Consider the following 12,446-nt stretch of genomic DNA (forward strand, 5'->3'; position numbering starts at 1 on the left):
CGTGCGCGGTCGCTCCCGCTCTCACGGGAGGCTGCTGGGCGGTTCGGAAAACCGTGTCGGTGTCCCAGTACGGGCAGTGGCCGGTGTCCCAGTACGGGCAGTGGCCGGTACCGGTGGCGGCCTCGGCAGGTGCGGGAGGTACGGGAGGTGCGGGTGCCGCCGCGGCGTGGTGGTCCAGCTGCGCCGGCATGCCGCCGCAGTCCGGAGCGGTGAGCAGCAACAGGCTCAGCAGGGCCCACACCAGGCGGCGCGTCCAGAACGAGCGTGCCGACGGGGAGCGGCCGTGGGGGCGAGCCGGCGGATTCAGTGGAACGAGAAAACAGGGCGGCACAAGTCCTCCGCGCGGTGGCCGCCCTCCTCAAGCCGAGGAGGACGACGAGCAGGGATCAACGGGATGACGGGAGAGCCGTCGACCATGCCAGCGCCGCCGGTGAAAAACGGCATGCGTGGGAGGCCGGACGCTGAGCAGCGCCGACCTCTAGATACGCAGGACCGTTGGTTCCGCTGAGGGGGTTATCGAAGCCTCAAGATCCCGCTCCGCCGGAGCTCGGACGTGCCCCTCCACGACAGGCACACCGCATGCCCACGCCGCGTCCAGGGGCGACAGGCTGGGCGCCACCAACTCCGGCGCCTGTTCCGGCTGCCCCAACGCACAGTCGTCGACGAACTGATGCGAACCGTGCCCGCCATGGTGGCCACCCGGCTCGCCCTTCGCGGCATCGGAGCCGGTCGCGGCGCTCGCGACGACGTCGTTCGCCGTACCGGGGGTCGACGAAACCGCGGACGCTGAAATGCTGCCGGCGTCAGGAGTGTGACGCATCGTCACGTCAGGGCTGACGACATGTGTGTAGAACAGCCCGAAAAGGAGCAAGCCCAGCCACAGCACATGCAGCGGAGCCGCTGTTGTGCGGGTCCGCCATGCACCGGAAGGTGACCAGGCCGTCATCACGCCGTGATCCTAACCCGCCGACGGTGCCGCACCACCCATCTCTCGTGAAACACAGCGTGAACAAGCCTGGCGCCGCAGAAACTGTCTCTTTTCTGCTGCAACAGGCCGGTCAGCGCAGCAGCAGTTGAAGGCCGCCGAGTACCGTCGCGCCGATCACCAGATGTTCGAACAGTCGCTGATTGATCCGGTCCACGCAGCGCTTGCCGAGGTACGCGCCGGGGAGAACGAAGAGCACGAGGGCCGCGTCCAGGAGCAGTGACTGGCCGTCGATCAGGCCGAGGCCGGCGCTGAAGGGCAGCTTGGAGGTGTTGACGATCAGGAAGAACCAGGCCGACGTGCCGAGGAAACCGAGCTTTTTGAAGCCCGTGGAGATGAGGTAGAGGGACATCACCGGGCCACCCGCGTTGGCCACCATGGTGGTGAAGCCGCCGAGCACACCGTACGAGCGCGTCTTCAGGCGGACGAGGCCCGGCCCAGCTCCCCTCTCCAGCTCGCCCCCCGCCTCGCCGGAGCCTGCCTCGCCGGAGCCCGTGTCGCCGGAGCCCGTGTCGCCGGCGGCGCGCCTGCGCCACATCGTGACCGCGGCCATGAAGAGGAGGATCGCTCCGATCGACACGCGCACCGCCGCGTCGTCCGCCCACAGCATGAAGAGCGTGCCCGCCACGACACCGGCGGCGACCGCGGGGAACAGCCGCCACAGCGTGGGCCAGTGGGCGTGACGCCGGTAGGTGAGTACCGCCAGCACGTCCCCGGCGATGAGCAGGGGCAGCAGTACACCGGTGGATTCGCGGGCGGGCAGGACGGCAGCGAAGACCGCGAGGCTGATGGTGTTGGCTCCGCTGACGGCGGTCTTGGAGAAGCCGACGAGGCCCGCGGCCGCGGCGAGCGCCAGGAATTCCCAGAGGGTGACAGTGTTCATGGAGGAACCGATGCTATTCCCGGCTGATCTCGGTCCCGGCGGCCGGGCGGCAGTCACGCAGAGTACTCCGGCAAAGTACTCCGCATGACGACCCCCGCAGAGCTGCTCCGCTCCTTCGCCCGCACCCGCGCCTCGCTGGACGGTGAGGAGGTCACGTACTGGTGGTCCGGGGACGTGTACTCCTGGGCCCCCGACGAGCCCTACCAGCGCGTATTCGGCTTCGAAGGGCTCAACGTCGCCCGCCTCGTCCAGGATGCCGAGGACGGCCCGGACACCTACCGACTGCTCACCCGCGAAGCCGCCTTCTACCTCGACCCCGTTACGCGCGAGATCCTGGAGACCTGGCAGGACCTGCCGGTGGTGCACGTCTGGAACGATCCGGCGAACCAGAAGTGGCGTCCCTTCCCGATCCCGACGACCGACCTCGGCGACAAGATCAGCTTCAACCTGGAGATCCCGCTCGCCTATCCCTCTCCGCTGCCGGTGGCCCAGTACCCCGTTCACTCGGCCGACGACACGTACAAGGCCCTGGAGCTCTTCCAGTTCTTCGCCGACGCCGCCGACCTGGCCGGCCCGGCGCCCAGCGTCCCGGCCACCATGTCGTGGACCCGGATGTCCCCGTGGCTTCCGTGGATGGCCCGCGGCCAGCGGCCCGGGGGCCTCACCTACCACTGCCGGGGCCGCAAGCTCGGCTCGTACGCCGAGGTTCCCGAGCGCACCCGTGCCTACATCGCCGCCCACCAACCGAAGTTCGCCCAGGCCCCGGAGAGGTGGAGCGAGCCGAACGAGACGAGCTGGACGTACTTCCGCAAGCTCAACCCGCCGGAGTAGCCGCCGGACCACCGGCGTCGAGCACGGGCCGGGACAGGCGGCTGACCAGCATGGACACGAGGGACCGTGTCCGGGACACGCCAGGGCTGTCCGGGACACCCGTTTTCCGTTCCCACCGCTCTCGGCTTGCCCGAGGATCGTCCCGCCAGCCACTTCGACCTCGAAGGGAACAACATGCGTACTCGACTCGCGCTTGCCGGTGCCGCGCTGGGAGCCGCCCTGCTGACCGGTGCTTCCGTCGCCACCGCGCAGGCCGCTCCGGTGTCTCCCGGCACGAGCACGACGACGGCCGTGGCGCCGGGCGCCTACTCGTGGATCTACGTCGGCACCTACCGCACGCACAAGGAGTGCTACAACGACGGCAAGAACTCCGTCTACTCCCAGTGGGACTGCAAGCCGGTCAACGGGAAGTACCAGCTCTGGGTGAACGACGCTTCGTAAGCAGGCGATGACGGCCTGAGCCGCCGCGGCGCGCTCAGCAGGCCTCACGGAACGCTCAGCGGCGCTGCACCTTCTGGTGCGGCGCCGCCGTACGGATGCAGCCGGCTCTCAGATGGAGACCGTCGAGCCTGCGCCGAGCTCACGTGTCGTCGGAGTCCATTGTCGCGCTCAGCACCCGCAAGGCGTCGTGGTACCGCCGGCGGTCGAAGTGGAACGGGCCGAACGCCGTGCAGTCGCGTTCTGCACGGTGCGGCTGCTCGAAAGAGTCCCAGGTCACGACGGCAGCTGTCGCGGTGATGCAGGCCATGAGCGGCCAGCACCCCCACTCGCCGCACTCACAGCCGAGCACGGGCGTTCGCTGCCCCATTGCGTTGGCGGACCGTCCGTGGAAGTGGTCCGTCATGGGCCCGAACCGGAAGAACTGCGGGATGAGACCGCCGTAGGCGTCACCTGCGGGTCGCATCTTGGCGCCGGTCTCGAACCCTGTCGATCAGCTCGGTGAGCGGTATTCCGTCGATGCGGGGGACGGCCTCGTGTACGCCGAGATCGTCGCGAAGCTGGTGGCCGAAGCTGATCACATTTCTGGTCATCTCCTGGCTGTCCCAGCTCACCCTTTCTCTCCAGCTGTCGTACACCGCTGACCGACTGGCTGAATCCGGCCATGTTGCGCCAGAAGGGGAACGAACTTCGTTAGGTGGCGGTTGAGTTCGGGGTGACCGCCGGTACGTTTGCCTGACGCAAAAGGGTTCACCGGGTGCGGTGCGGCGGGGTGGTGAAATCCGCCGAAGGGACGGGGGTCCGATGCTTACGTGGGCCGAGGGCGCGTTGTACGGCGCCGGCGGCGGGCTGGTCGTCGAGGCCGTCGTGACGTTCGGGCGACTGCATGCGTGGCAGCAGGCGCGGCATGCGGCGAGGGTGGCCGCCGAGGCGTTGCCGCAGCTCAACACGTATATCGATCCGCCCGCTGATGCGCTCGCCGCGCTCTTCCGCATCGTGCTGGGCGGCGCGGCGGGCTGGCTGCTCCACGGCGAACTGGCAGGGGTGTTCGCGGCCGTCGCGGTGGGGGCTTCGGCGCCTGCCGTCCTCGCCCAGATGGGGAGCGCCACCACGGTCACCGAGGCGCTCCAGGTGGGGGCCGTCCCCGGCGCCGCTCCCGCGGCAGCTCCCGCCGCGCCCACCGCACCGGCTCCTCCATCCGCACCGGCCCCTCCCTCCGCACCGGCCGCCACCACCCAGGCTCCTTCCAGCGTCCCGACGCAGCCCGGGCCACCGGGAGTCGATCAGGTTCGAGGGGAGGCCGCCCCGTGAGCCGCGGAGCGGTCGCCCGGCGTTCCTGGGCGTCGTTCACCGGCGGACGTCGCACCGGCCCCACGCAGGCAGTCGAACGCGGACGTGCTGGTTACCCCCTGTGGCAGCGCGTCCTGGCATCGTTCATCGGGGTCAGCCTCCCCCCGCGTCCCGTCCGCGTTCCCGCCTCCGGTCCGCCGCCCGCTCCCCAACAGCCGCCTGCTCACCGGCCGCAGGCCCGCCCCGGTTCGCCTGGTTGGTTCACGCTGCCGCCGCTTCCGACGGTCGGCGCGCTGACCGCCTCCGGGACCGACGCGGTGGTACTCGAAGCCACCTCCCCCGACGGCCGGGCGGGCTTCCTGCTGCGCCACCCCGCAGGCAACACATCCGAGTACGCCCTCGAAGTGGTGGTACGCGGCACCGACGAAGAGGACCACCGGCCGCTGCTGTCCACGGTCAGCTACACACAGCCGGACGACGGGTACGAGCGCGTCGTCCTCGTGCCCGTGGTGCGGGGCCGGTTCGGGCTCGCGGCTTCGTACGTGCGCCTCCCCGGTTTCGGACCGGGCTCGACGTGGGCCGCCACCGGGCCGTCCCCCGTGTCCCCGGAGGCCGACTGGGCCCCGGCCACCGTCGCGTACTCCATCGGCGCCGCGCTCAACGAGACGACCCGCGACGCCTGGCGCCGCGTCAGGGAGTCCGTGAGCGACGGGATGCGCGATGTCATCGACGGTGCGCTGCGATGACGTCCGAGGAGATGACGTCCAAGGAAATGACGTCCAGCGAGGCGGCGTCCGGCTCCGCCCGACGGCACCGCGCCGCGCTCGACGCCGCCCTCCGGGACGCGGTGAGCCCGCAGGCCGCGGTGCACGAGCTGCTCGGCGAGCGGCAGTTGTGGTGGAAGTGCTGCAGCGAGGCGGTCCGCACGGACCCCTCCTGGCTGTACTCCGGAGCAGCCGGGGAGCTGGCCGCCTGGCTCGACGCGACAGCCCCGGACCGCCCGTCCGACACTGTTCCTTCCGACACGCCTGCGTCCGGCACGCCTGCGTCCGACGCGATGACGTCCGCCCGCCATGCCTACCTGCTGGCCCGCGCCTTGAGCGCGCCGGAGGGGCGGGCAGCGGAGCACGACGAGGCGCTCGCGCGCGTACGGAGCATGTGGGCCGGCAGCGGCCTGCTGTCCGTCCAGGCTGCGCCCGGTCCCGTGCAGCCGTCCGGTCGGGGAGCCGACGGCCTTCCGGCAGACGCCGCCGAGCGGCTGAACGCGGTCCTCGAACGCATCCCGCAGCTGCCACCGCCACCGCCGGGTGGCGAAGGCGAGCGGTCGCCCGCCTCGGACGGCACGCTGATGGCCGCCGTGCTGCTGATGGCGGGCTGCGAGCCGCGCAGCCGGCCGCTGGTACAAGTGCCGGTGGTGTTCGGCGAGACCGAGCACCGCACCGAGCCCGGCGCGACCGGCGTCCTGGAGTTTCGCGAGTTTCCCGCCGGGCCTCCTGGCCTGTACCCCGATCCCCGGTTCATGACCGGGCTGCGCAGTTCCGACGGCCAGTTCGCGGTCTCCCTCGGCCGGGCGTGGGCCGTGGCGGGGCCCGGCCGCGGCTCGCGCTGTGTGCTGTGGCGCCTCGTCATGACGGACCGCCCCTCTCCTCCCCCGCGGATCGGGGGCCCGTCCCTCGGCGCCGCCTTCGCCCTGGGCCTGCGGGAACTCCTGCGGTACCCCCGGACGCGGCGGCCCAGCGTGGCCTGGCTGCGCGGCGTCTTCTACGGCCTGCGTCCGCGGACCGCGGTAACGGGGGCGCTGGGCAACGGTGAGCGGCTCACCGGCGTCAGCGGCATGGAGAGCAAGCTCCTGGCCGCGCGCCGCAAAGGGCTGCGTCTGGTCGCTCCCGCCGCGAACCGGCCCGACGCCGCCCACGCGCCCGAGCCCGCTGACGTGAAGTTCGCCGAGACGCTCCGTCAGGCCGACCGCTATGCCCGCCGCTTCCGCACGGCCCGCCTCGTCACCGCGCTGGCCCTGGTCGCCGCTGCCGTGACGTCCGGGGTGGTGGTGGAGCACCGGGAGTCCACGGCCCGGAACCGGCTGGCCACCGCTCACCGGCTGGCCGATGTGTCGGAGAACCTCCTGCAGAGCGATGTCGGGCTCGCCGGGCTGTTCGCCGAGCGCGCGTACCGGCAGCACGCCGATCCGCTGACCCGCCGGGCCCTCTTCCGCGCGGTCACCGTGAGCCCTCAGCTGGCCGGAAGCGTGCGGGCCGCCGGGACGGTCTCCGCGGTGTCGGCCTCGGGTGACGGGAGGCGCGCGTTCGCCGGGACCCGGGGCGGCGACGTGGAGCTGTGGGCGCTCGACGGCGGACGGTTCAAGGGCCACCACGAGCGACTGGGCCGCCTTCCCGGCCCGGTGGAGACGGTCGCGTCCAATGCCGGCGGCGGAATCGTCGCGGCGGCCGACCGCCGCACGGTCAAGGTGTGGGCTTACGGGGAGACCTCCACCGTGCCTCGCCTGCCCGCCGGGGAGCGGCCCACGGCGGTGGCGGTCTCACCCTCGGGCCGCTATGTCGCGGCCACCACGACGACTTCGGAGTTCGGCCTCCCGCGCACGCTCTCGGTCCTGGACCGGGACTCGGGGCGGACGAGACACCTGAAGCTCGGCGACATGACGTCGGATCCGTCGGCGCTCGCCTTCGACGGGGACGCGGAGCTGGTGGTCGTCGAGTACGCCCACGGCACCTGGAACCGGATCTCCATCAAGCGGCTGGCCCGCACCGCCGGGAGTTCCCTCAGCTTCGGCACCGTCAACGCGGCCTCCGCACTCGCCCCGGACGGCAGCCACATCAGCTACAGCAACAAGGGCTCCACGCTGCCGGTCTGGCCGTCCCGGGGTAAGCCCGACGCCTACGATCCGGAGCGGGAGGCGAAGACGGAACCGGGCCGTGCGACAGCCCTGGCCGTCAGCCGCGGCGGCTCCCACGTGGCCACGGCCATCGGCTCCACCCTCCGCGTGAGCCGCACACACGCGCCGGACGGGAAGGCGTCCGATCCCCTCGCCCTCCCGGGCGCCGGCGCGGTCACCGAGGGCGCCCTCGCCTTCGTCGGCAGCGGCGGCAGCCGGCTCGTCTCGGCGTCCCGTGACGTACTCACCCTGTGGGACCTGGACCAGCGCACGCGTATCGCGAGGGTCGCCGAAGTCCCGATCCGGGACTCCTGCCTGGCCTGTGAGGCGCCGCGCGTGTCCGTGTCGCCGGACGGGCGCGACGCGGCGGTCCTCGACAGTGAAGGGACGCAGCTGTCCACCCTGAGACTCGGTGTTCCCGCCTCGGACGAGCGGCAGCGGAGGCTGCCTCGCAGGGCGAAGATCCCGGGTTTCGCGGAACTGCTGTGGCGGCCCGACAGCGAGCGGCTGATCGTGGTGGCGCCGGACGGCAGCGCGGAGATCCTGGCGCGGGAACGCGTGTGGCGGTCCGTCGGTACCTGGCCCGCCGTACCGAACCCGCTGCGGCTCTTCGACCCTCCCACGCTGCTGCGGTTCCTGCCCGGCGGCCGGAAGGTGGCCGAGGTGCACGCCTCCGGTACGGTCCGCTTCCGGGACGCGGAGTCCGGAAAGGTGCTGCGCGAGGTGCCGGGCCCGAGATCCATGGCGCCGACGGCCGGCTCCAGCGCCGAGCTGAGCCGCACCTACGTGGCGCTGGACGCGCGGGCCGCGCACGCCGCGGTGATCGACCGGCCGGGCCTCGACGGGAGCGGCAGCACCCGCGTCCGCGTCATCAGCACCGAGTCCGGCCGCATCCGTACGATCCGCGCGGCCGACGTCCGGGGCATCGCCTACGCCGGCGACCGGCTGCTCGTCCAACGCGGCAGTGACGCACTGGAGTTGTGGTCCGCGTCCGGGAGCCGGCGCCTCGGCACGGTCGAGGGCGTGGCCGACCCCGCGGTCGGCCCGGTCACCGGCGGGGAGCTGGTCGCCGGGACGACGTCCGAGGACCGCACCGTCCGCCTCCTCGACCTGCCGTCCGAGAGCGTCCTCGGAACGCTTCCGCTGCCCGAGGGCAACAAGGCGGAGTCGACGGGCATCGCCCTCACGACGGACGGCACGAAGCTCGTCACCGCGACGGAGGCCGACTTCTCGGAGACCGACGCTCCCGAACCCGACGGCCCTGCCACCAGCGACATGGGGCAACTCATCGAATGGAGTCTTGATCCGCGTGTCTGGATCCGCACCGTCTGTTCGTCGGCCGGCAGGGACCTCCGACCCGACGACTGGGAGCAGCACATGGGCACCGAGGTACCGTCGTCGCTGCGCTGCGGGGAGTGAGGTGCGGCGGGGGATCGCCGCGGCGCTCGCGTCGGCGGCGGCGCTCGCGCTGTCCGGCTGCGGGCCGGGGACCGGCCACGGCAGCGAGCGCGGCCCCTCCGCGTCAGCTTCCCACCGCAGCCCGTCCGCGTCAGCGTCCTACCGCGGTCCATCCGCGATCCGCCTGCCGGGCAACGCCTTCCTCGCTGACATGGTGGTGAGCGACGACGGCACGCTGTGGGTCGCTCAGGGGCGGCTCAGTGCCATCGCGGAGATCTCTCCGTCGGGGAAGGTCACCCAGCATCCGCTCCCCCGCGGCCCCGGCTTCCCGCCCTACCCGTACGACCGCCAGGAATCTCCGGACGGCGGGATCTGGTACACCGCCGGCGACCAGCTGGGACGCCTCGCCCCGTCCGGCAGGTTCACCTGGTGGGACGGCGGTTCCTACGCCCGCCCCAACGGCCCCGGAGGCGGGGACCCCGGCTTCCCCGATGCCCTGACCCTCGGTCCCGACAACACCATCTGGTTCGAGCACGCCGAGCGCGGTGCCAACGTCATGAGCCGCGCCGACATGAAGCGGGGGCTGCGCCGCATCGGGCCGATGAAGGGCAAGTTCGACATCCCCGTACGAGGCATCGCCACGGGGCCGGACGGTGCGGTGTGGTTCTCCCAGCAGCTTCAGTACGACGAGGACGACCGCGACGGCGTCGGACGGCTCACCGCCGAAGGGCAGTACAAGGAGTGGCCGCTGCCCAAGGGAACGTTCCCGCAGAGCATGGTCGCCGGGCCCGACGAGGCGCTGTGGTTCACCGAGCGGCGCGGCATCGGACGCATCGACACCGGCGGCCGCTTCTCCCACTTCCGCGTCCGGGCGTCCGAGCACCCGGGCGGCCTCGTCCTCGGGCCCGACAAGGCCCTCTGGTTCACGACGGACCACCGGGTCGGACGGATCACCACCAAGGGCAGGGTCACACTCTGGCCCGTGCGGGGAGCGAAGAATCTGACCGGCATCGTGCCCGCCCCGGGCGGCGGCTTCTGGCTGGCGGACCGTGGGACCGACACGGTCCGCCGCTTCACACCGCCGCCCCGCTGAATGCGCAGCGCCGCTCCTCACTCCTCCGTTCCGGCCGTGGCCTCCTCCAGGGCCAGGAGTTCGGCCACCGTCTGGCGGCGGCGGATGAGCCGGGTGCGGTCGCCGTCCGCGAGGATTTCCGGGATGAGGGGGCGCGAGTTGTAGGTGGAGGACATGCTCGCGCCGTAGGCGCCGGTGTCGTGGAAGACCAGCAGGTCGCCGATCTCGGCGTCCGGGAGGACCACCGGCTCCACCTCTCCCGTGGCCAGCTGGGTGAACACGTCACCGGACTCGCACAGCGGACCGGCCAGCACGGTTTCCCGGGGCCGCTCGCCGCGTACGGTGCCGTCGGACGCCAGTACGGACACGCGGTGCCCGGCGCCGTACATCGCGGGCCGCATCAGGTCGTTGAAGCCCGCGTCGGCCAGCACGAAGTGATTGCTGCCCATCGGCTTGCGGGCCCGTACCTCGCTGACCAGCACACCGGAGCCGGCGACGAGGAAGCGTCCCGGCTCGATCTCCAGGCGTACCGGGTGGCCCAGCTCGGACTGCAGTTCCCGGCGCGCGGAGTCCCACAGCGCGAAGTACCGGTCGGTGTCGATCTCGGGGTCACCCGGCGCGTACGGCACCGAGAGGCCGCCGCCCGCCGAGATGGCGTGGATGTCCCGGCCGGCGAGGCGGGCCTGCTTGACCATCGTCTCGCACACGGCTTCCAGGTGCCCGTAGTCCACCCCGGAGCCGATGTGCATGTGCAGGCCGATCAGCTCCAGGCCATAGCGGTCGACCAGGGCCAGGCTCTCGGCGAGGTGCTCGTGCCAGATTCCGTGCTTGCTGTGTTCGCCGCCGGTGTTCGTCTTGCGGCTGTGGCCGTGGCCGAAGCCGGGGTTGATGCGGATCCACACGGGGTGGCCGGGCGCCACCGTGCCGATCTGCTCCAGCATCTGCGGCGAGCCCGCGTTCACAGGTACGCCGAGCTCCGCCACGCGGCGCAGGGTGGGCCGGTCGAGCAGGTCGGCGGTGAACACGATGGGGTCGCCGGCGCCGCCCACCTCGTAGCCGGCGGCCAGCGCCCGCTCGACCTCGCCGAGGGACACCGCGTCGACGAGGACGCCCTCCTCCCGCATCAGGCGCAGGATGTGGATGTTGGAGCAGGCCTTCTGGGCGTACCGGATGACGTCGAAGCGGCGCAGCCGGGCGATCTGCGCGCGCACGGTGCCGGCGTCGTACGCCCACAGCGGGGTGCCGAACTCGGCGGCGAGGCCGGCCAGGCGGGGGCCGTCGAGCGCTCCGGGGAAGGGCCGGGCGGGCACCGGAGCGGTCCCGGCCGTCGGGTGCGGAGATTCGGCCATGGTGGTCAGTCCTTCTCGCCGATCATGAGTTCCAGGCCGAGTTCCTGCTCCAGCCTGCGCAGGATCCGCTCCGCGCCGCGTACGACCGCCGCGTGGTCGGTGTCGCGGAGGATGAAGCGGGCCACCACCTGCCCGGCCTGTACGGTGCGGCCGGGGCCCGTCGCGTAGTCGTCGAAGCCGACGACCTGCAGCACTCCGGGTTCGTCGGCGATCCAGTCCACGGACGCCGTGGGTGCGAGGGTGCCGCCGTGCACGGGCATCACCTTGCGTCCGCCGGTGCAGCCCTCGGTACCGGCGGGCGGGCGCACGTCCGCTTCCGGGTCGAGGATGCGCAGCAGGCTGTCGTAGATGTTGGTTCCGGTGGCGTGGCGGTAGATGGTGGGCAGCGCACCGCCCATCACCCGGGGGTTGGCCTCCACCAGTACCGGTCCCCGCTCGGTGACCATGATCTCCAGGTGGAACACGCCCAGGTCCAGGCCGATCGCCCGGCACACCTCGATGGCGTACGCCACGCAGCGGCCGGCCAGGTCCTCCGGGAGGTTCGCGGGGATGTAGGAGCCGAGTTCGACGACCTCGTCCTTGGCCCAGCGGAACCGGCCGGTGACGCAGAACGGGAAGAACTCGCCGTCGCGCGCGCCGAGTTCGACCGAGACGAGGGTGCCCGTCAGCAGTTCCTCGACGAGGATGCCGCGGCGGAACTGTCCCCGCCAGTTCTCCGGCAGGGAGTCGAGGCCCTCCAGGATGCCGGTGCAGGCCTCGGCGGCCTGCGCGGCGTCCTGCGCCACGTACGCCAGCAGGCTGTCAGCGCCGGACGGGGGCTTGAGCACCGCGGGGTAGCCGATCCGTTCCGCGGCGGCCAGCGCTTCCTCGGCCGTCCCGGCCAGGGCGTAGCGCGCGGACGCCAGGCGCGCCTTCTCCAGTGCGGCCCGGCACAGGTCCTTGCGGCGGGCCGTGAAGACTCCCTCGGGTGCGGTGCCGCGCAGCCCCAGGGTGCGGCAGGCGGCGGCCACCGCCTCGGCGCACATCTCGTGCTGGGTGATGACGGCATCGATCGGGTCGGCGGCGTGGCTGGCGGCGAGCGCGCGCGTGACGGCTTCGGCGTCGGTGGTCGTCACCCGGTCGATCAGGGTGTCGGCGGAGTGGACGACCGCGAGGTTCTGTTCCGTGGGCGGGTACCACGGTTCGGTGGCCTGGAGGAAGGTGACGCGATGGCCTTCCTCCTTGGCGCGCCGGATGGCATCCAGCGCTGCGGGGTTGGAGTCGACGAACGCAATGTGCATGAGGACTGCCTACAGGGGTCGTGGACGGGG

12 protein-coding genes are annotated in these 12,446 nt (G+C 72.0%); 6 read left to right on the plus strand and 6 right to left on the minus strand.

Going from position 1 to position 12,446, the window contains the following annotated elements:
• Nucleotides 1-478: 478 nt before the first annotated feature.
• Nucleotides 479-949 carry a hypothetical protein gene (locus tag AAC944_RS01110; protein ID WP_196942723.1) on the minus strand — a complete coding sequence of 157 codons (471 nt, stop codon included), beginning with the start codon at nucleotides 947-949 and terminating at the stop codon, nucleotides 479-481.
• Between the two features lie 109 nt (nucleotides 950-1,058).
• Complete coding sequence (locus AAC944_RS01115; protein ID WP_030607938.1) at nucleotides 1,059-1,868, minus strand: sulfite exporter TauE/SafE family protein; 810 nt, start codon at nucleotides 1,866-1,868, stop codon at nucleotides 1,059-1,061.
• Nucleotides 1,869-1,952: 84 nt separating this feature from the next.
• Here AAC944_RS01115 and AAC944_RS01120 point away from each other — a divergent pair, with 84 nt between their 5' ends.
• Both AAC944_RS01120 and AAC944_RS01125 read left to right on the plus strand, forming a co-directional pair.
• Nucleotides 1,953-2,699, plus strand: a complete 747-nt coding sequence (locus AAC944_RS01120; protein ID WP_030607935.1) for a DUF1838 family protein — start codon at nucleotides 1,953-1,955, stop codon at nucleotides 2,697-2,699.
• Between the two features lie 174 nt (nucleotides 2,700-2,873).
• On the plus strand, nucleotides 2,874-3,140 hold the full coding sequence (locus tag AAC944_RS01125) for a hypothetical protein (RefSeq protein ID WP_030607932.1): 267 nt from the start codon (nucleotides 2,874-2,876) through the stop codon (nucleotides 3,138-3,140).
• 139 nt (nucleotides 3,141-3,279) lie between these two features.
• On the opposite strand, the gene AAC944_RS01130 is transcribed toward AAC944_RS01125, so the two are convergent.
• Both AAC944_RS01130 and AAC944_RS01135 read right to left on the minus strand, forming a co-directional pair.
• On the minus strand, nucleotides 3,280-3,603 hold the full coding sequence (locus AAC944_RS01130; protein WP_368396751.1) for a hypothetical protein: 324 nt from the start codon (nucleotides 3,601-3,603) through the stop codon (nucleotides 3,280-3,282).
• Nucleotides 3,587-3,751, minus strand: a complete 165-nt coding sequence (locus AAC944_RS01135; RefSeq protein ID WP_368396752.1) for a hypothetical protein — start codon at nucleotides 3,749-3,751, stop codon at nucleotides 3,587-3,589. Before AAC944_RS01135 ends, AAC944_RS01130 begins: the two co-directional genes overlap by 17 nt.
• Nucleotides 3,752-3,941: 190 nt before the next feature.
• On the opposite strand from AAC944_RS01135, the gene AAC944_RS01140 reads away from it, so the two are divergent.
• From AAC944_RS01140 to AAC944_RS01155, 4 genes are all read left to right on the plus strand, one after another.
• Nucleotides 3,942-4,448 carry a hypothetical protein gene (locus AAC944_RS01140; RefSeq protein ID WP_030607929.1) on the plus strand — a complete coding sequence of 169 codons (507 nt, stop codon included), beginning with the start codon at nucleotides 3,942-3,944 and terminating at the stop codon, nucleotides 4,446-4,448.
• Between the two features lie 296 nt (nucleotides 4,449-4,744).
• The gene (locus AAC944_RS01145; RefSeq protein WP_030607926.1) at nucleotides 4,745-5,173 is read left to right on the plus strand and encodes a hypothetical protein; all 429 of its coding nucleotides are present in this window, start codon (nucleotides 4,745-4,747) and stop codon (nucleotides 5,171-5,173) included.
• Nucleotides 5,170-8,736, plus strand: coding sequence for a WD40 repeat domain-containing protein (locus AAC944_RS01150; protein ID WP_037771068.1), 3,567 nt, complete (start codon nucleotides 5,170-5,172; stop codon nucleotides 8,734-8,736). Before AAC944_RS01145 ends, AAC944_RS01150 begins: the two co-directional genes overlap by 4 nt.
• A 1-nt stretch (nucleotide 8,737) precedes the next feature.
• Complete coding sequence (locus tag AAC944_RS01155) at nucleotides 8,738-9,808, plus strand: Vgb family protein (protein ID WP_368396753.1); 1,071 nt, start codon at nucleotides 8,738-8,740, stop codon at nucleotides 9,806-9,808.
• Between the two features lie 17 nt (nucleotides 9,809-9,825).
• Here AAC944_RS01155 and lysA read toward each other — a convergent pair whose 3' ends face one another.
• Nucleotides 9,826-11,136 (minus strand): diaminopimelate decarboxylase, encoded by a 1,311-nt coding sequence (gene lysA / locus AAC944_RS01160; protein WP_078888260.1) that lies wholly within the window; start codon nucleotides 11,134-11,136, stop codon nucleotides 9,826-9,828.
• 5 nt (nucleotides 11,137-11,141) lie between these two features.
• Nucleotides 11,142-12,416 carry an ATP-grasp domain-containing protein gene (locus AAC944_RS01165; protein ID WP_030607915.1) on the minus strand — a complete coding sequence of 425 codons (1,275 nt, stop codon included), beginning with the start codon at nucleotides 12,414-12,416 and terminating at the stop codon, nucleotides 11,142-11,144.
• Nucleotides 12,417-12,446 lie beyond the last annotated feature (30 nt).

Origin of the sequence: Streptomyces sclerotialus, from assembly GCF_040907265.1 — a bacterium.
In the GTDB taxonomy this organism is placed as follows: Bacteria; Actinomycetota; Actinomycetes; order Streptomycetales; family Streptomycetaceae; genus Streptomyces; species Streptomyces sclerotialus.

What these genes read in the sequence shown, in the direction of transcription:
- AAC944_RS01140 (WP_030607929.1), top strand. Translation starts at nt 3,942, where the DNA reads ATGCTTACGTGGGCCGAGGGCGCGTTGTACGGCGCCGGCGGCGGGCTG.
- AAC944_RS01120 (WP_030607935.1), top strand. Translation starts at nt 1,953, where the DNA reads ATGACGACCCCCGCAGAGCTGCTCCGCTCCTTCGCCCGCACCCGCGCC.
- AAC944_RS01165 (WP_030607915.1), bottom strand. Translation starts at nt 12,416, where the DNA reads ATGCACATTGCGTTCGTCGACTCCAACCCCGCAGCGCTGGATGCCATC.
- AAC944_RS01115 (WP_030607938.1), bottom strand. Translation starts at nt 1,868, where the DNA reads ATGAACACTGTCACCCTCTGGGAATTCCTGGCGCTCGCCGCGGCCGCG.
- AAC944_RS01150 (WP_037771068.1), top strand. Translation starts at nt 5,170, where the DNA reads ATGACGTCCGAGGAGATGACGTCCAAGGAAATGACGTCCAGCGAGGCG.
- AAC944_RS01130 (WP_368396751.1), bottom strand. Translation starts at nt 3,603, where the DNA reads ATGCGACCCGCAGGTGACGCCTACGGCGGTCTCATCCCGCAGTTCTTC.
- lysA (WP_078888260.1), bottom strand. Translation starts at nt 11,136, where the DNA reads ATGGCCGAATCTCCGCACCCGACGGCCGGGACCGCTCCGGTGCCCGCC.
- AAC944_RS01125 (WP_030607932.1), top strand. Translation starts at nt 2,874, where the DNA reads ATGCGTACTCGACTCGCGCTTGCCGGTGCCGCGCTGGGAGCCGCCCTG.